General features: G+C 70.3%; 10 protein-coding genes. 6 read left to right on the forward strand and 4 right to left on the reverse strand.

What is annotated here, in order from left to right; genetic code table 11:
• Positions 1-84: 84 nt before the first annotated feature.
• The 4 genes from glgB to BMG523DRAFT_RS13760 form a co-directional block, all read right to left on the reverse strand.
• Positions 85-2,523, reverse strand: coding sequence for a 1,4-alpha-glucan branching protein GlgB (glgB, locus tag BMG523DRAFT_RS13745; protein ID WP_011438057.1), 2,439 nt, complete (start codon positions 2,521-2,523; stop codon positions 85-87).
• A 135-nt stretch (positions 2,524-2,658) separates the two neighbouring features.
• Positions 2,659-4,029 (reverse strand): aminoglycoside phosphotransferase, encoded by a 1,371-nt coding sequence (locus tag BMG523DRAFT_RS13750; protein WP_043591317.1) that lies wholly within the window; start codon positions 4,027-4,029, stop codon positions 2,659-2,661.
• Between the two features lie 186 nt (positions 4,030-4,215).
• Complete coding sequence (gene treS, locus BMG523DRAFT_RS13755) at positions 4,216-5,880, reverse strand: maltose alpha-D-glucosyltransferase (RefSeq protein ID WP_049761123.1); 1,665 nt, start codon at positions 5,878-5,880, stop codon at positions 4,216-4,218.
• Between the two features lie 59 nt (positions 5,881-5,939).
• On the reverse strand, positions 5,940-7,958 hold the full coding sequence (locus BMG523DRAFT_RS13760; protein ID WP_035912008.1) for an alpha-1,4-glucan--maltose-1-phosphate maltosyltransferase: 2,019 nt from the start codon (positions 7,956-7,958) through the stop codon (positions 5,940-5,942).
• A gap of 708 nt (positions 7,959-8,666) precedes the next feature.
• Here BMG523DRAFT_RS13760 and BMG523DRAFT_RS13765 point away from each other — a divergent pair.
• The 6 genes from BMG523DRAFT_RS13765 (at position 8,667) to BMG523DRAFT_RS13790 (ending at position 18,708) form a co-directional block, all read left to right on the forward strand.
• Positions 8,667-9,242: a TerD family protein gene (locus BMG523DRAFT_RS13765; protein ID WP_011438053.1), complete on the forward strand. Its 576-nt coding sequence runs from the start codon at positions 8,667-8,669 to the stop codon at positions 9,240-9,242.
• Positions 9,243-9,645: 403 nt separating this feature from the next.
• Positions 9,646-10,818 carry a DUF475 domain-containing protein gene (locus tag BMG523DRAFT_RS13770; protein ID WP_011438052.1) on the forward strand — a complete coding sequence of 391 codons (1,173 nt, stop codon included), beginning with the start codon at positions 9,646-9,648 and terminating at the stop codon, positions 10,816-10,818.
• 164 nt (positions 10,819-10,982) lie between these two features.
• Positions 10,983-11,660 (forward strand): tellurium resistance protein TerA, encoded by a 678-nt coding sequence (locus BMG523DRAFT_RS13775; RefSeq protein ID WP_011438051.1) that lies wholly within the window; start codon positions 10,983-10,985, stop codon positions 11,658-11,660.
• A gap of 63 nt (positions 11,661-11,723) precedes the next feature.
• The gene (locus BMG523DRAFT_RS26515; RefSeq protein WP_235463139.1) at positions 11,724-13,058 is read left to right on the forward strand and encodes a hypothetical protein; all 1,335 of its coding nucleotides are present in this window, start codon (positions 11,724-11,726) and stop codon (positions 13,056-13,058) included.
• 40 nt (positions 13,059-13,098) lie between these two features.
• Complete coding sequence (locus BMG523DRAFT_RS13785; RefSeq protein WP_043591322.1) at positions 13,099-14,769, forward strand: Hsp70 family protein; 1,671 nt, start codon at positions 13,099-13,101, stop codon at positions 14,767-14,769.
• Between the two features lie 390 nt (positions 14,770-15,159).
• Positions 15,160-18,708 (forward strand): hypothetical protein, encoded by a 3,549-nt coding sequence (locus BMG523DRAFT_RS13790; RefSeq protein ID WP_043591326.1) that lies wholly within the window; start codon positions 15,160-15,162, stop codon positions 18,706-18,708.
• Positions 18,709-18,922: the final 214 nt, after the last annotated feature.

Genomic DNA, 18,922 nt, shown 5'->3' on the forward strand with positions numbered 1-18,922 from the left:
GAAGGCGAGCTGACGGAGGCCCCGTACGGCGCCCTGGGCCAGGGGTCCCCGCACTGCGGCGAAGCCGCCGTGCGGGGGAAGGCACTAGGCGGGGGAGAGCCAGATGGCCCCGAGAGGCGGCAGCGTCAGGGTTGCTGAGGCGTCGAGACCGTGATGCGGCTCCTCGACAGCCTGGACCGAGCCGAGATTGCCGATGTTGCCGCCGCCGTAGCGGTACCCGTCGGTGTTGAGTATCTCGCGCCAGCGGCCGGGGAACGGCAGCCCGATGCGGTAGCCCTCGTGCCCGATGCCGGCGAAGTTGGTGACGCAGGCCAGCACGCCGCCCGCCGGGTCCTCGCCCGACCACCGCAGGAACGAGAAGACGTTGTTCTCCGCGTCGTTCGCGTCGATCCAGGAGAAGCCCGCCGGGTCGGCGTCGTGTTGGTACAGGGCCGGGACCGTCCGGTAGAGACCGTTCAGGTCGCGCACGAGGTCCGCGACACCGGCGTGGGCGGGATCGTCCAGCAGGGGCCATTCGAGGGACGCGGACTCGTTCCACTCGTTGTCCTGGGCGAACTCGCAGCCCATGAAGAGCAGCTTCTTGCCGGGATGCGCCCACATGTAGGCGAGCAGCGCCCGCAGGTTCGCGAGCTGTGCCCAGCGGTCGCCGGGCATCTTGCGTAGCAGTGAACCTTTGCCGTGGACCACCTCGTCGTGGCTGAACGGCAGGATGAAGTTCTCCGAGTAGGCGTACACCATCGAAAAGGTCATCTGATGGTGGTGGTACATGCGGTGGATCGGCAGCCGGGAGTTGTAGTCGAGGGTGTCGTGCATCCACCCCATGTTCCATTTGAAGCCGAAGCCCAGGCCGCCGAGGTGGGTGGGGCGGGTGACCCCGGGCCACGCGGTCGACTCCTCCGCGATCATCATTGCGCCCGGGAAACGGCGGTAGACGGTGGCGTTGGTCTCCTGCAGGAACGAGACGGCGTCGAGGTTTTCCCGGCCGCCGTGGATGTTGGGCAGCCAGCCGCCCTCCGGCCGGGAGTAGTCGAGGTACAGCATCGAGGCGACCGCGTCGACGCGTAGCCCGTCGATGTGGAATTCCTCGAACCAGTACAGGGCGTTTGCCACGAGGAAGTTGCGTACCTCGGGGCGGCCCAGATCGAAGACGTAGGTACCCCAGTCGGGCTGTTCACCGCGGCGTGGATCGGGATGTTCGTACAGGGGGGTGCCGTCGAAGCGGCCCAGCGCCCAGGTGTCCCGGGGGAAGTGCGCCGGCACCCAGTCGACGATCACCCCGATGCCGGCGCGGTGCAGCGTGTCCACAAGGTGGCGGAACTCGTCGGGGCTGCCGAAGCGGGCCGTCGGGGCGTAGTAGGCCGACACCTGGTAGCCCCAGGAGCCGCCGAAGGGATGCTCGGCCACGGGCAGCATCTCCACGTGGGTGAAGCCGTTCTCGACGACGTACGCGGTCAGTTCCTCAGCGAGCTCCCGATAGGACAACCCGCGCCGCCAGGAGCCCAGGTGGACCTCGTAGACGCTCACCGGCTCGGTGCGCCAGGCCGTCCGGGCCCGCCGGTCGAGCCACGCGCCGTCGTTCCAGGTGAAGTCGGAGGCGAACACCACGCTCGCGGTGGCCGGCGGCACCTCGGTGTGGAACGCCAGCGGATCCGCCTTCTGCCGCCAGATCCCGTCGAAGCCGAGGATCTCGTACTTGTACCGGGCGCCGGTGCCGGCGCCGGGGACGAACAGCTCCCAGATCCCGGAGCGGCCGAGCGAGCGCATCGGGAAGGCACGCCCGTCCCAGAAGTCGAAATCGCCGACGAGCCGCACTCCCCGCGCGGAGGGGGCCCACACGGCGAAGCTGACCCCGGTGACTGTGGCGCCGCCCGGCGTCGTCAGCGCGCGCGGATGCGCCCCGAGCACCTTCCAGAGCTGTTCGTGCCGGCCCTCGATGATCAGATGGAGGTCCATCTCACCGAGGGTGGGCAGGTGCCGGTAGGGGTCGTCGATGAGGTACGGGCCGTCCGGGTAGGTCACCTCGATGCGGTAGTCGGGCAGCATTCCCGGCACGGCCACTCCGAACACCCCGCCGCTGTGCAGCCGGGTGGCCGGGTAGCGGGCCGGCCCGACGAGGACGGTCACGGCCCTCGCATCGGGGCGCAGCACCCGGACGACCGTGGCGTCGCTCCCGGGATGCGGGTGCGCCCCGAGCAGCGCGTGCGGGTCGTGATGCGCCCCGCTGACCAACCGCTCCAGGTCGTCGTAGGGCAGGTCGACCGAGACCGCGGGCGCAACCGCGGGCGGGTCTGCGGGCAGGGCCGATGGTGGGGCCGATGGTGGGGCCGATGGCACGGCGGGATCGTCGGCGGTCTGTCCAGGCTGGGCGCTGGCGGACGATGCGTCGCGGTCCGCCAGCGCCACCCGGCCACCGCCGTTGCGGACGGCGGTGGCCGCCCCTCGGGGGTTCGGTCGGTCGGGGGCGAGCCCGGTGGCCAGGCGTCCCGTCCGCGCCGTGCCGTTGTTGACGTCGCCGTTGTTCACTGGGACACCCCTGCCTCTCTGCGCGGTGATTTTTCGGGTCTTCTGTCGGGTCTTCTGTCGGGTCTTCTGCCTGATCCGCGTCCGGGTGCCGGCACCGCTGCCGGGCGGCCGCCACGGCCCGGGCCGGGCCGTGGCTTACCCCGCCGACGGGCTGGACCGGGTCAGTCGTTCCACCGAGGACAGCGGGATCCCGATCCACCCCGGTCGGTGGCGGGCCTCGTACAGGATCTCGTACACGGCCTTGTCGAGCTCGAACGCACGCAGCACCACGGCATCCGCACGAGGATCGCGGCCGGCCGCGGCACCGTAGCCCCGGCAGAACGCCTCCCGGTTGCGATCTGCCCACTCCTGGGCGCGGTAGGCCAACGACGGCTCGTCACCGCGTTCGAGCAGCATCGACCGGGCCGCGTAGTCGAACGAGCGCAGCATCCCGGCGACGTCGCGCAGCGGCGATTCCAGCCCCACACGGTCGGCGACCGGGCGGACTGGCTCCCCCTCGAAGTCGAACAGCACCCAGCCCGAGTCGACCCGCAGGACCTGACCCAGGTGCAGATCGCCGTGTAGCCGTTGGAAGGGCCGGGGATGGACGGCCTGCGCCGACGCCCCCGTCACCTCGTCGTAGCTCTTGCGGATCGCCGCCTCGAAGGGACGCAGCTCGGCGACGGCCTCGACCGCCGCATCCAGCCGGCCATGCAGGTAGGTCACCAGGGAGCGCAGGGCATCGGCGGTCGCGGGCCTCGTCGGCAGCGTCCGGGCGAGGTCGGCGTGCACCTCGGCGGTGGCGGTACCCAGCCGCTCGGCCTCCGCGGCGAAGTCGCCGCCGACCTCGTCGGCGTGCAGGTCGGCCTCGGCGTACAGGTCGCGCACGCTGGCCAGCGCCAGTCGCCAGCCCTCGGTACCGCTGCGCAGGTACTCCTGGAGGAATCCGAAGGTGGTCGGTATCCCGTCGACACGGCCGGAGTACCAGGCGACGGGGCGGGCCACGTGTGTGCTGCCCGCCTCCGCCAGCGCCCGGGTCACCTCCAGATCGGGGTTGACGCCCGGCCAGAGCCGCCGGAACACCTTGAGGATGTAGGCGTCGCCGTAGACGATCGAGGTGTTGGACTGCTCGGCGCCGACGGCGTGGGCGGGCAGGATGTCCAGTGGTTCCAGCGCCTCGGCGACGAGGCCGTCGCGGTGTGTCGACCGGCGGAGGAAACTCAGCAGGGCCGAGCTGCCATCGGGGTCGTGCAGGCCGTCGTAGACCAGGCCGCCGGCACTCTCGCCGATCAGGAAGCCCTCGTGGCCGAAGGGCGCGTCCGAGCGGATGACCACCGGAACCTGGTAATGGTCCGACGGACCGTGGTCGTAGTCGACGTCAACGACGAGCAGCCGTAGCGGTTCGAAGACCATGACGTCGTGACGGATCCGCAGGCCGCCCCCGGATCTGCCCTTCCCGGCGAACCAGCGCTGCCGGGGGAGCCACTCGCGCAACAGGCCGGTCAGTTCCGCGTGGTGGTCACCCATCATCGACCTCCCGGTGCCCGTCCTCAACGATCATTATGCCAGCTAACCTAACGTCCACTGCCTCCATAGCAGCCTTTTGCCCGACCCGGGCCGGGCCGCACGTCGTTCAGGCGGTTCCAGTGCTCCTTGGCTGTTCCTTGCCCGACTGCCCCGACGGCCTCCGTTGCCCCGGTCCGCCCAACGCGGCTAGGGGGTGAATTCCCCCGGTCTGGTCACCGCGAACCAGTAATGTCCGTGACCTGGCAGTGTCAGCAGGTAGGGAAGCTCGCCGATCGGCGGGAAGTGCACCCGGCCGAGCAGCTCCACCGGAACCATTCCCTCGAAACGACGCAGATCGAGCTCCACCGGCTGGGCGAAGCGGGACAGATTCGCGACGCACAGGACCCGGTCGTCGCCGAACTCGCGGACGAAGGCGAAGATCGAGGGATTGGACGCGCCGAGCTCGGTGTAGTCGCCGAGCCCGAAGACCGGATGACGCTTGCGTACCTCGATCATCCGCTTGGTCCAGGCCAGGAACGAGGTCGGCATGCGCTGTCCGGCCTCGACGTTCAGGGCCTGATAACCGTAGACCGGATCCATGATCAGGGGAAGGTACAGTCGGGCCGGGTCCGCGGTGGAGAAACCGGCGTTACGATCCGGTGACCACTGCATCGGAGTCCGGACGCTGTCCCGGTCACCCAGGTAGATGTTGTCGCCCATCCCGATCTCGTCGCCGTAGTACAGCACTGGCGAGCCGGGCAGCGAGAGCAGGAGCGCGGTGAACAGCTCCATCTGGTCACGGCTGTTGTCCAGCAGCGGCGCCAGCCGGCGACGAATGCCGATGTTGGCTTTCATACGCGGATCTTTCGCGTATTCGGCCCACATGTAGTCCCGTTCCTCGTCGGTCACCATTTCGAGCGTCAGCTCGTCGTGGTTGCGCAGGAAGATGCCCCACTGGCAGTTCGGCGGGATCTGGGGTGTCTGAGCAAGAATTTCCGAGATTGGGTAGCGGGACTCCCGCCGGACCGCCATGAAGATGCGCGGCATCAACGGGAAGTGGAACGCCATGTGGCACTCGTCGTCGTTGCCGAAGTACTCGACGACGTCGGAGGGCCACTGGTTTGCCTCGGCGAGCAGCACCCGGTCGGCGTACTTGGCGTCGACCTCCTTGCGGACCCGCTTGAGGTACTCGTGGGTCTCCGGCAGGTTCTCGCCGTTGGTGTTCTCCCGGACATAGAGGTAGGGGACCGCGTCGAGCCGGAACCCGTCGATGCCGAGATCGAGCCAGAAGCGCAGAACCTCCAGCATCGCCTCCTGGACCTCGGGGTTGTCATAGTTCAGGTCGGGCTGGTGGGAGAAGAAACGGTGCCAGTAGTACTGACCGCGGACCGGATCCCACGACCAGTTCGACTTCTCGGTGTCCACGAAGATGATCCGGGCGTCCGGGTACAGCTCGTCGCTGTCGGACCAGACGTAGAAGTCCCCGAACGGCCCGTCGGGGTCGGAGCGGGACGCCTGGAACCAGGGATGGGCGTCCGAGGTGTGGTTCATCACCAGATCCGCGATGATCCGGATGCCCCGGCGGTGGGCCTCGTCAACCAGGCTAACGAAGTCGCCGAGGTCACCGAATTCCGGCAGGATCTGAAAGTAGTCACTGATGTCGTAGCCGCCGTCACGCAACGGCGAGGAGTAGATCGGTAGCAGCCACAGACAGTCGACACCGAGCCACTCCAGGTAGTCGAGCCTGGAGATCAGGCCGCGAATGTCCCCCGTGCCGTCGCCGTTGGAGTCCGCGAAGCCGCGGATGAGCACCTCGTAGAACACGGCTCGCTTGAACCAGTGTGGGTCGCGTAAAGTCCCCCCGACCGGCATGGCGGGGGCCGGGCCGGGGGNGTGGTCGCCGATCGGTTCGCTGAGAGGCTCAGAATCCATCACGACCGGGCCCGCACAGCGAAGACGTGCGCGGGCTCGACCGCCGGGTCCAGCCGCACGTAGTTCTGCTTGCCCCACGCGTAGGTGGCACCAGTGATCTCATCGGTGACCTCGAAGGAGTCTTCCCAGCCGAGGCCGAGGGCCGGCATGTCGAGCCGCACGGTGGTCTCCCGGGGAGCGTGCGGGTCGAGGTTGACGACGATGAGCACGGTGTCGGCGGCGGCCGTGTCCCCGGGATCCGTGCCGTCCGCCCGCAGGGAGTCCACCCGCTTGGAGAAGACCATGATCTCGTCCCCGTCGGCATGGTGGAAGTGCAGGTTGCGCAACCACTGCAGGGCGGGGTGGGCACGGCGGATCTGGTTGAGTCTGGTCAGGTACGGCGCGAGCGACTGGCCCGCACGCTCCGCCGCGGCCCAGTCGCGTGGCCGGTACTGGTACTTCTCGGAGTCCAGGTACTCCTCGCTGCCCGGTCGGACCGGGGTGTTCTCGCGCAACTCGTACCCGGAGTAGACGCCCCAGGTCGGTGACAGCGTCGCAGCGAGCACCGCCCGGATCCGGAACGCCGCCGGGCCGCCGTGCTGCAGGTACTCCGGCAGGATGTCCGGGGTGTTGACGAAGAAGTTCGGCCGCATGTAGTGCGCGGCCGACACCAGTTCGCGCGCGTACTTCTCGAGCTCCCACTTCGTGTTGCGCCAGGTGAAATAGGTATATGACTGGGTGAAACCGACCTTGGCGAGCGTGTGCATCATCGCCGGCCGGGTGAATGCCTCCGCGAGGAAGAGCACATCTGGTTCGGTCGACTTCACCTGGGCGATGAGCCATTCCCAGAACTCGACGGGCTTTGTATGCGGATTATCGACACGGAAGATTCGTACTCCGTGTGCAGTCCAGTACCGGACGACGCGCAGAATCTCCTGATAGAGCCCGGTCGGGTCGGCGTCGAAGTTCAGCGGATAGATGTCCTGGTACTTCTTCGGCGGATTCTCCGCGTAGGCGATGGAGCCGTCACTACGCACGACGAACCACTCCGGGTGATGCTTCGCCCATGGATGGTCCGGCGCGCACTGCAGGGCGAGGTCCAGCGCGATCTCCATGCCCAGCGAGCGTGCCCGGGCGACGAACAGGTCGAAGTCGTCGATCGTGCCGAGGTCGGGATGCACGGCGTCGTGGCCGCCGTGTTCGCTGCCGATGGCCCACGGCGAGCCGGGGTCCGTCGGACCGGGGGTGAGGGTGTTGTTGGGACCCTTGCGGTTGACCTCGCCGATCGGATGGATCGGCGGCAGGTACACCACGTCGAAGCCCATCGCCGCGACCGCGGGCAGGCGTTCGGCCGCGGTGAGGAAGGTCCCGGACCGGGGCGGGTCGAGGCTCGCGCCCTCCGAGCGCGGGAACATCTCGTACCAGCTGCCGTAGAGGGCGCGCCGACGATCCACCCACAGCCGGTACAGCGGTGAGCGGGTCACCAGTTCGCGCAGCGGACAGGCGTCCAGCAGGCTCACCAGCCGGGGATCGAGGGCCGCGGCGATCCGGTCGCGGGGGTCGGTGCAGTCGTCGTCGCGCAGCGCGGCCACGGCGAGAGCGATCTCCGCCCGGCGCGGTTCGGGGACTGCGGGCAGGGCCCGCAGCAGCAGGCGCGCACCGTCCTCGAAGTCCACCGCGAGTTCGTCCGTGCTCTGGCCCGCGCCGACCTTGAGGGCAATACCGTGCCGCCAGGTGGCGACCGGATCGGCCCACGCCTCGACCCGATATCCCCACAGGCCTTCGGTCCCGGCGGTGATCTCCGCCTCATAACGGTCGGTACCGGGGCCGGCGGAGCGCATCCGGATGAACGGAGTTCCCTGCCCGTCGGGACCTGACAGCACGACGTTCGCGCCGATGAGGTCATGACCCTCGCGGAACACCGTTGCACCGACGGTGAGAATTTCGCCCGCGACCGCCCGCGCCGGCCACTGGCCACACGAGACGGTCGGTGTCACATCGGAGACGACAACCCGGCCTACTGAACGTCCGATCATCATGACGACCTTATCCAGACGAACCACACCTCAATGGTCCGCCCTGTACGTGGCGATTGGCGACACCTCTGTGTGAACTGCCCGCGACCATCGCATGGGCGATTGTTGTCGTTGGGATGGGTCGGTCCGTCCCGCCCGGATGGCCCGCGCTGAAGGCAATGTTCCCCAGTTGCGGCCCTGTCGAACGTCCGAACCTCCTCTGTTGCGGTGCTCCGGGTGCGGGGTCGAGGTCGGAGCGTCACCGGGGTCCCGGCGGCGGACGCCCGGCGCATTCCGGAATCATTGTGGTGATGTTGTGTGATGGGGTCGGGGTGGCTCGGGTGGTGTTCCGCCGCGGTTGCCGGCGCGTAAAGGGGTGGCCCGATCGTGGCGGGCGGGCGGCACCGGGACGATTCGGGCGCAGCCGGCGCGGCTACGGGGCGGTGTGGCACCGGCTGCGGGAACCTCGTGGCCCACTCGTTCGTCCCGCAGGGCACAGTACTCCGGCCACGTGGCCTTCGTGGGCGGAGAGTCACTGTGGCGTTCACGCCGCGCAGTAGGCTGCCGGCGCCCGGGGACACCCGGGGACACCCGGGGCGCACCTCGCCCCGGGTCGCCGGCTTCCGCGGGGGCCGCTCGAGCGGCCCCCGAAACATCTGAACGGCAGCAACATCTGAACGGCAGCAACATCTGAACGGCAGCCCTTTCGAACAACGCACAGCAGGAGGAGCAGTGGGAGTCAGCCTCAGCAAGGGCGGCAACGTGTCGCTGACCAAGGAGGCGCCCGGACTCACCAACATCCTGGTCGGGCTCGGCTGGGACGTTCGGAGCACAACCGGCGCGGACTTCGACCTGGACGCGAGCGCCATCGCGTGCCGGGCCGACGGCAAGGTCGTGTCGGACGGGCACTTCGTCTTCTTCAACAACCTCAAGAGCCCCGACGGTGCGATCGAGCACCAGGGCGACAACCTGACCGGCGAGGGTGAGGGCGACGACGAGGCCATCACGGTGAACCTCACATCCCTGCCGGCGGAGATTGACAAGATCGTCTTCCCGGTTTCGATCTATGACGCGGACTCGCGGCAGCAGAACTTCGGCCAGGTCCGCAACGCCTTCATCCGGATCGTCAACGGCGCCGGCGGCAGCGAGATCGCCCGCTATGACCTCACCGAGGACGCCTCCACCGAGACGGCCATGGTGTTCGGCGAGGTCTACCGGCACGGCGCGGACTGGAAGTTCCGAGCCGTCGGACAGGGCTACGCCTCGGGTCTGGCCGGGATCGCGCGCGACTTCGGCGTCAACGTCTGAACCCCGGATGCGCAGTCGGGCTCGGTCAGGCGACCGGGTCCGACCGGGTCACTGGGTCTGACCGGGTCACTGGGTCTGACCGGGTCACTGGGTCCGACCGGGTCCGACCGGGTCACTGGGTCCGACCGCGCCGGCCGGCGCGGTAATGACCAGATGCTATGGGTCCGGTCGTGTGTGGGTGACATGTACAGGTAGAGCGATACACATCGGGTGTAGCACTTTTGTCAGGTCGTGCCCACCAGACGAGCAGTTACGATGCCGACGACCGCCGCACCGGGCCAGCAGGCCGCGGGACGACGCGGTCTCCGGCGATGCTTGAGCGATGCGGGATCCGACGGACCGCGGATCCGCCCGCGCGGCGCGGCCGGGGTCTGGCGACCGGTCCGGGAGGGTGTTGGTAGGCGTGCACGCCTTGCGAATCTTCGGATGGTCCTTGGCGATCACCGTTATCGGGGTGGCCGCGGCGGGGGTGATCGGTGGCCCCAGGAACGCGGCGCTCGTCGCGATCCTCGCGGTGCTCGAGATCAGTTTGTCCTTCGACAACGCCGTCATCAACGCGACGATCCTCGGCCGGATGAGCCAGTTCTGGCAGAGGATCTTCCTGACGCTCGGCATCCTGATCGCGGTGTTTGGCATGCGTCTGATCTTCCCGATCGCCATCGTGGCGCTGACCGCGCATCTCGGTCCGCTCGAGGTCTTCGACCTGGCGCTGAACGACGGTGCCCGGTACGCGGAGAAACTGGGTGACGCGCATCCGGCCATCGCCGCGTTCGGCGGGATCTTCCTGTTCATGCTGTTCCTGGACTTCCTGTTCGACCCCGAACGGGAGATCCAGTGGATCAAGAAGCTGGAGGAGCCGCTGCGCAGGGCGGGCCAGCTCGATGTGGTTCCGATCGTGCTTGGGCTCATCGCCCTGCTGGTGGTCGGCCAGGCCTTCGCCGGCGACCACCAGCAGCAGGTGCTGCTCTCCGGGGTGGCGGGGCTCGCGACCTATCTGGGCGTGCGGGGACTCGGCGAGTTCTTCGAGGCCCGCGGTGTGGGCGCCGAGGACGATGACGACGATTCCGTCGCCGAGTCGGCAGGCTTGGCCCCGGTCCGGTCGAACGGTACCGGCGGCCCGCCGAAGTTGGTGCTCGCCACCGGCAAGGCCGCCGCGTTCCTCTTCCTCTACCTCGAGGTCATCGACGCGTCGTTCTCGTTCGACGGAGTCGTCGGCGCCTTCGCGATCTCCCAGAACATCTTCGTCATCGCGGCCGGTCTCGGGATCGGCGCGATGTACATCCGGTCCCTGACCGTCTACCTGGTCCGGCGGGGCACTCTCGGCGAGTACATCTACCTCGAGCACGGTGCCCACTATGCGATCGGGGCGCTGGCCATCATCCTGGCCATCTCGATCGAGACCGAGGTTCCGGAGATCGTCACCGGTCTCATCGGGGTGGCCTTCATCGGTCTGTCGCTGCTGTCCTCCATCCGCCACCGGTCCGCCGAGCGCGGTTTGGCGGGTGCCGGGTCCGTCCCGGGCGAGGACGAGGGCGGCCCGGGGCAGCCACGAGAGGCCGTCGGCGCCCCGATGTAGCGGCCGTGCGCCGGGCGGCGACAGCCGGCCGGCGCACCGGGCCTGGGTGGCCGGTCTGGAGAGCGCCGCCGCGGATGTGACATCGTCGGGTACTGGCGTCCGATCCTGCCAGGCGATGATCACCTGATCATGGATGACACCCAGCTACCGCGAGGGAGCGGATCATGGGCATCGACTACAGCAAACGTCCCGCCACACCGGCGGCCGGTTCCGGCCCGGTCTCGCTGAGCAAGGTGACACTGACGAAATCCGCGCCGACCGTCTCGCTGAGCAAGCAGGGTGGTGGCGGGCGGCTGCACGTGAACCTCAACTGGAACCAGCAGCCGGGCGGCGGCCAGCAGAAGGGCGGCTTCCTCAAGCGGGTGCTGGGCGCCGCGGGCGGCGGCATTGATCTCGACCTCGCCGCGTTGTTCGAGCTCTCCGACGGCCGTGCGGGTGTGGTCCAGGCCTTGGGTGATGCGTTCGGCTCCTTCACGGATCCCCCCTTCATCAACCTCGACGCGGACGACCGCACGGGCGCCGCGGTCGGTGGCGAGAACCTGTACGTGAACCTCGCCGCCATCTCCCAGATCCGCCGCATCCTCGTGTTCGCCTTCATCTACGAGGGGGTGGCCTCGTTCGACCAGGCCGACGCGGTGGTCACCCTGACTCCGGCGCAGGGTGCCCCGATCGAGGTCCGGCTGGACGAGCAGGCCGGTGGCGCCCGGATGTGCGCCATCGCCCTGCTGACCAACACCGGCAACGACTTCAAGGTCAGCCGGGAGGTCCGCTACGTCAGCGGTCACCGCGAGCTCGACGAGGCCTACGGCTGGGGCCTGAACTGGACTGCCGGCCGCAAGTGACGCCGGTAGTCCGCGATGAGCCATCCGGTCCCGCCGCCCGTCGGCGAGGAGGATCGATACTCGATGTTCCAGCCACGTCGCGAGCCCTCGCCCGAGCAGGCGCGCGCCGACCGTGCGAGCTGCGACCAGCGGGCCTACCCCGGGCACCGATCTCATCCTGATCGTGACCCGGCTTCCGGGCGAGGCCGGGAGCGGCCCGGACGATACTCCGCCGATGATCGCGGCGGGCCGGTGACCGGCGCCGATCCGGGCCAGGCCGACCCGGCGTACGCCGGTCCTTCGCGGGCGGCCGGCTGGGAACAGGGCCGGAGAGGGCAGGTTCCGGTGGACGCCCATCCGCCGAGAGAGGACCGGTTCCCGGGACGGAACGCCCCGGCATGGTCCCCCTCGCAGCCAAGCCACGGCGGGTCGAGTGGCTACGGGGACCATGCCGGATCGGGGTATGGGGCGCGGGAGGAGCACCGCTCCGTCGCGGGCTCTCGGGGCGCGCCCGCGTACGAGGCGACCGATCCGCGCGAGGCCGATGACCTGCCGGAGGCTGAGTGGCGCGAGACCGGTCCCGAGGCCGGGGACCGCGGGGCGGGTGGCCCTGATGAGGTCCGGCCTGATGAGGTCCGGCCTGATGAGGTCCGGCCTGATGAGGTCTGGCCTGATGAGGTCTGGCCTGATGAGGTCCGGCCCGACGAGGTCCGGCCCGACGAGGTCCGGCCCGACGAGCCGGAGTCGGCCGTGGCATCCGAGCGCGCCGAGCACGCCGGACCGGCGACGCCGACACGGTCTCCGACGGGCCCGGATCAACGGGATGCGGAGCGCGGCCCGGTCGACCATGGCGGCACCGCGGCTCAGGATGATCAGGTTCCTCAGGACGGTTCGGCGGATCAGGACTGCCCCGTGGACCGTCCGGGCCCTGACGGCGGCGGGACGGATCTGGTGGGTTCGATCGGTGCTGTCCAGGCGGTGGCGCTGGAACGCCTCGCGAGCCGCGTTGACGAACTGGCCCGGCTACGGCGTCACGATACCCAACTCGTGGACCGATTGCATGCCGAGAATGCCCGGCTACGTAGTGGTGAGCTTACCGAAGCCATGGCCCCCCTTCTGCGGGGGTTGATTCGACTTCATGATCAAATGGGTAGCCTGGGGGCCGACGATCCGCAGAGTGTCGCCGGCATCCTGCGTAAGCAGCTGCTCCAGGTGCTCGATGTCGCTGTGGACGTCCGCCCGTACACGGCGGTGCCGGGCGGGACCTTCGACCCGGCGCGGCACCTGGGGGTGCGTCGGGTGCCGACGGACGACCCGGGACGGGACGGGACGATCGCTCGTACCGTTCGTCCGGGTTTCGTCCGCGGCGAGACCACGGTCGTCCGACCGGCGGAGACCGAGGTCTACCGATCGCGCTGAGCCGCGGAGGTACGAGGCTTGTGAAGGGAAGAATTAGACGGTGGCAGGCACCAAGGTGTTCGGGATCGACCTGGGCACGACCTACTCCTGCATTGCCCAGGTCGACGAGTACGGCCGACCGGAAGTGATCCGCAACATCGAGTCCCAGCCGACGACGCCTTCGGTCGTCCTGTTCGACACTGGGGCGGAGGGCCCAACCTCTTTCGTGGTGGGAACCCAGGCCAAGCGCCAGGCTCGCATCCGTCCCGACGACGTCGCCCGGCTGGTCAAGCGGCACATGGGCGCGTCGGACTGGCGGTTCGTGGCGCATGACGAGGAGTACAGCGCCGCCGCGGTGTCGAGCCTGGTGCTCAAGGCGCTCGCCGCGGATGCCGAACGCGCGACCAGTGTCCCGGTCACCGATGTAGTGATCACCGTGCCCGCGTACTTCGGTGACGAGGAGCGCAAGGCGACGAAGCTGGCCGGCGAGCTCGCCGGCCTCAACGTGGTCGACATCATCAACGAGCCGACCGCCGCCGCCTTCGCCTACGGATTCGGCCAGGACGGGGCCGAGGAGTCGACCGTGCTGGTCTACGACCTCGGCGGTGGCACGTTCGACACCACGGTCATCAGGCTGAGCGAGGGCGCGATCACCGTGGTCGCCACGGATGGCGACCACGAGCTGGGCGGTGCGGACTGGGACAACGAACTCGTCCGCTACCTGGCGCAGAAGTTCACCGAGGCGCAGCCCGACGCGGGCGACCCGCTCGACGACGTCTACGACGAGCAGGAGCTGCTGGCCGCGGCCGAGGACGCGAAGCTGGCGTTGTCCGGCCGGGACAGCGTCGACGTGCTGGTCGTGCACAACGGCAGGCGCACAAGCGTGCCGGTGACCCGGACCGTCTTCGAGGAGATCACCGGCCCGCTGCTGCGGCGCACCATCGACCTGACCGGCTCGGTGCTGGCGCGAGCCCGGGAGAAGGGTGTCGAGAAGATCGACTTGTGCCTGCTGGTGGGGGGCATGAGCAAGACACCGGCGGTGGCCCGCCGGCTGCAGGAGTCCTTCGGGCTCACCTCTCGGCTTGCCGATCCCGATCTCGCCGTCGCCAAGGGCGCCGCGGTGTACGGGCAGAAGAAGGCACTGGAGCGCGAGGTCCACGCGGACCTGGTCGCCAGCGGGCATCTACGTCCCGACCAGGAACTCGCCGCAGCCGACGCCGTGGACGTGGAGAAGGCGGCCGCAGCCAGCGCCGAGGAGGCGGGACTCTCGACCGCCTCCGTGGTCGATCTCGTCCGCACGAAAGTGACGAACGTCACGTCACGTGGCTTCGGGATCTTCGCCGAGGACCGGGGCACACCGGTCGCGGCCTTCCTCGCCCACCAGAACGACCCGCTGCCTATCGCCGTCACCCGGACCTTCTACACCGTCGTCGACGATCAGGCCGAGGTGGACATCCGGGTCTTCGAGCAGGGCACCACCGCCGAGTCCACGGCGATCGACGACAACAAGGTGATCGTCACCGGCTCCATCAGCGGGATTCCGCCTGGCCACCCGTTGGGCACCCCCGTTGAGGTGACCTTCACGATGGGCGGGGACCAGACGATCCAGGTCACCGCCTCGCACGAGGGCGCGGCCACCCCCTTGGTGCTCGAGGTGCGCGCCGGGGTCGGCTCGGAGGAGATGCGGGCCGTCGAGTCGGCGAAGGTCAGCCTGCTCAAGCAGCGGGACTGAGACCCCGCGGCGGATCGGACCCCGCGGCGGATCGGACCTCGCCGTGGATCGATGCCGGTGCCGGGCCATTCGGCCTCCCCCACGAGTGTTCCCGCACGAGTGTTCCGGCCCGCGGCGGCCGACGCCGGAGTGGATAGGGTTCAGCCTGACCAGGCACCGCGTCCGGTGGAGCACCCTACAGGCCTCGCGGGGACGTGGGTGCGCGCAGTGCGTGCGGGCGGCGCCAACCTGGCGTCCGCGGCCCGCGCCGAGGCGCGGCTTCGTACTCTCAGGTGTGGAGTGGTCGACGGCCGCTCCACGATCGGCGCCTGACGACGGGCCGCCGGCCGGTTCCCGGCGGGCATGGCGGGCACGGTGGGCACGGTGGGCACGTGGGACGAAGGTGGATCGGTGAGCGCGGCGTTCGACGGCAGCGGCTATCGCCAGCGGGTGCTGGCGCCGCTGCGGGCCCGCGCCTCCCTGGACACCGCCGACCCGTTCCTCCTCGCGGGTCTCGATCCGACGGTGGCGTACACCGACTCCGACGTCGGGGCGCACCTGGTGCGGGTGCTCGCCTTCCTGCAGCGGGAACGCAACTCGGCGAAGTACGCGACCCTCGCCGCCGAGCTTGTCCGTCGGCGGGCGGAATGGGAGGAGCCGCTGCGGGACACGGACTCCCGGGAACGGGTCCGCGCCCGGGTGCTGGCAGCCCGGCGTAGCGGTGACGCCGAGCGTCTCGCCAAGGTCGACGGCTATCTCGCCACCGTCCGGGAGCGTTTCGGCGGCATCCCGGCATCCCGGGTGGACGGCCTGCGCCGCCTCGCCGTCGCCGCGGGGGTGACGGTCGAGGAGTTCGACGCCCGCCTGAGCCGGGAGCAGATCATCATCGACGCCGTCGGCGGGGGCGTCGAACCGCTGCCGGCCGAGGTCCGCCGGCAGATCTCCGAACGGCTCGGCGAGCTGCGCGCCCTGCGCGGCGGGGACCGGGTCTCGACGGCGTCGCTGTGGGCCTTCCTGGGGCTGGCCCCGGACGCCTCACCGGAGCGGCTGCGGGCCGCGTACGCCGCGATGGTGGCGGGCAACCATCACCGTCCCCATGACCGGGAGAAGACGGTCACCGCGGACCTGCTCGCCCTCGTCTCCGCCCGGTTGATCGAGGGCGACCCCGCCGCGTACACCGTTGGGCTGATGGCGGACGCCGTGGACGAGCTGCGGCCCGCGGTCGAGGAACACGTCGTGCTCGACGGCGAGCTCACCGCGGTCGCCTTCGAGGGTCTCGTCCGGGCGGCGCTCGCGACCGGGCGCGGACTGACCGCGGCTCAGGCGAAGTCCGTCGTCCTGGAGGCGGCTCGGGAGCTCGGCGCCGCGGTGAACGTCGGCGGGGTCGTCGACTACGTGGTATGCCCGGGATGCGGCCGGCCGGAGGCGGCCGGGTCCGTGCGGCACTGCCGGTACTGCGACACCGACCTCTACACCACCTGCCCGTCCTGCGGATCGATGACCGAGGCGGCGGCGGTCGTCTGCCGGCACTGCGGGCACAGCCTGCGCCAGGCCAGGGAGGCGGCCGATGCGCTCGTCGCGGTGCGTCGCGCCCTGGAGGGCGGTCATCCCCGCCAGGCCGGCGAGATCCTCACGACCGCCCATCCGGTGCTGGCCGCCGTCGGTGGACCGGTCGCCGGGACGGCGGAGGAACTGGGAGCCCGGGTCTCCGCCGCGCTGGGCGCCGCGGACGCCGGTTGGCGGGCACTCACCGAGGCCCGCGCGGCGTGCCGGGCGGATGCGGCGCTTGCCGATGCCCGGTGGCTCGCGGCACAGGCCGCCGACGTCCCCGGCCCCGACGGCCGGAAACCGGCCGAGGTGCTGGCCGAGCTCATTGCCGCCCAGGCGGTGATCCGCCGGCGGGTCGAGGCGGCGCGCGCGCTACCACCCGAGGACCAGGAGGCCGCCCTCGCCGCGGTCCTCGCGACGGCGGCGGACAACCGGGAGGCGCTCGCGGCGATGGCGGCTCTGCCGCTCTCCCCGCCGTCCGACCTGACCGCGGTGCCGGGCCCCGACGGTTCGGTGCAGCTGTGGTGGCGCGCTTCGCCCTCGGTCGGGGGCCCGGTCTCCTACCGGGTGGAACGCGTCGTGCCCGTGGAAGCTGGCGACGGCCAGGGGGTGGCCCCGGGGCGGAGCAGCCTCGGTACCACCCGCTCGACGGAGCTGTGCGATGCCGGCGCTCCCGCCTGGACTCCGGTGCGATACGAGGTGACTGCCCTCTGCGGTGAGCGCCGTTCCACGCCGGTGGAGACCGCCCCGCTCGTCTTCACCCGGGACATCACCGACCTGCGGGCCGAGCGCACCGCCGCCGGGATCCGCCTGGACTGGAGCCTCGGCGGGGCGCTGGCCGCCGTGACAGTGGAGCGGACGGTGGCACCGCCCGCCGCGGTCAGCCAGCCGCCCCGGCGGGCGCGGGGCACCGGCGGCCTCTTCCACGACACCGATGTCGTCGTCGGCGTGACCTATCGTTACCACGTCTTCGTCGAGTACCAGGACGCGCGGGGACACCCGGCCCGGACCCCCGGAGCCGAGGTGACGCTGGAGGTGGCCGCCCGCCCGCGGCCCGTCCATGACCTCACGGCGGCCACCGCCGCCGGGCGGACCACGTTGCGCTGGACGCCGCCGCCCGGCTGGGAGGTGCGGATCTACGCGACCCCGGTGCCGCAGCCGCCGGCCGTCCCCGCCGCCATCACCCACGTGACCAGCACCGCTCACGCGACCAGCACCGGCCCGTGGCCCTACCCGGGGTCGGGGCCCCTGCCGATGATCGGCATCGGGCCGGAAGGCTGCGACGTGTCGCTCGCCGCCATCCCCGATTCGTCACGTCTTGTGGGGCTGAGCCGTTCCGGGCAGGTCAGCGAGGTGGCACAGGTCGGCGAGGTCATCTACACGCCGCTGACGGTCCATGGCGGGACGGCCGTCGTCGGCCGGGCCGTGTGTCACCTCGCCATCGAACCCGTGCGGGATCTGCGCGCCGACGATCGAGGCGACTCGATCGTGCTGTCCTTCCAGCTGCCACCGGGGGTCACCGAGGCGCGGGTGCTCTGGCGCCGTGACCAACCGCCGACCGGACCGGATGATCCCTACGCCGCGAGCGCCAAGGTCACCAATACCAGTCTGGAGATCAAGGGCGGCTGGCATCTCGCCGCGCCGCGGGACGGGTGGGCTTACCACGTGGCCTGCTACCCGGTGTACCGGTCGGGGGGCGTGGCCCGGGTGGTCGCGGCCGGCGTCTCGGTGCTGGCGCGCCCCGCGACGCGTCCTGATCCACCCCCGATGCCGGCGGCGTCCGGGAGCAGCCCGGGAGGCTCGGCTGGCGTGGTCTCGGCTGGCGTGGTCTCGGGCCGGCCGGTGGTTGGTACCGTCGCCGACCCGATCACGATGCAGCCGCCGGGTGGGCCGACCCAGCCCCGCACCGGGGGCTATCCGTTGCCTGCGGCGACGGGTGCTGTGCCGTTGCCCGCGGCGACGGGCACCTACCCGCAGCCCCTGGCCACCGGCCCCCTCCGCCCGGTGCCGGAGCACGCGTCGGAGGCGCAGACGAACCCGCCGTCGGGCCCGACGGCGGGTTCGTCCACCGGCCCCACGCCGCCGCAGGCTCCGGCCGTCCAGCCGACCGTCACCTACACCGTGAGCAGGTCCGGCTGGCGGCGGCGCACCCTACGGGTACAGGTGCACACCACCGGTCCGGCCGGAGATCTGATTCTGTTCGCGCGGCCGGGAACCGTACCGCCGCGGGCTGCCGCGGAGGCCCACGAGCTGTCTCGGCTCGCCGCTGTGGACCAGGCCGGCACCCGGACCATCGACGTCACCCTGGACGGCGCCCAGCTGCCCTGGGGAGTCCGGCTGTTGCCTGCGCTGGTGCACCCGACTGGATGGACCATCACCCAACCACCGGACGACGCACTGGTCATTCGATGATCCGGAGCGATCCCAGGTGGATGTGCTCTCCGTGGTCCGCTTCGGCTCATTTCTTCTTGTTCGTAAGAGTTCGGTGATGGCGTGGGTGGGCGGGCCGAAGGCCCGGCCGGTGTTGCCGGTCGGGTGGTTTTCGGCTTGTGGGTGGGGTTAGGGCTCGGGCCCGTCGGGTGGGCCGTCCTGGGGTGGGTCGGTGCTGGGAGGGCTGCCGGTCTGG

This window comes from Frankia sp. BMG5.23, assembly GCF_000685765.2.
In the GTDB taxonomy this organism is placed as follows: domain Bacteria; phylum Actinomycetota; class Actinomycetes; order Frankiales; family Frankiaceae; genus Frankia; species Frankia casuarinae.

Excerpts from the sequence above, each read along its gene's own strand:
- BMG523DRAFT_RS13750 (WP_043591317.1), bottom strand. The coding sequence starts at position 4,029 with ATGGGTGACCACCACGCGGAACTGACCGGCCTGTTGCGCGAGTGGCTC.
- treS (WP_049761123.1), bottom strand. The coding sequence starts at position 5,880 with ATGCCGGTCGGGGGGACTTTACGCGACCCACACTGGTTCAAGCGAGCC.
- BMG523DRAFT_RS13760 (WP_035912008.1), bottom strand. The coding sequence starts at position 7,958 with ATGATGATCGGACGTTCAGTAGGCCGGGTTGTCGTCTCCGATGTGACA.
- BMG523DRAFT_RS13775 (WP_011438051.1), top strand. The coding sequence starts at position 10,983 with ATGGGCATCGACTACAGCAAACGTCCCGCCACACCGGCGGCCGGTTCC.
- BMG523DRAFT_RS26515 (WP_235463139.1), top strand. The coding sequence starts at position 11,724 with ATGTTCCAGCCACGTCGCGAGCCCTCGCCCGAGCAGGCGCGCGCCGAC.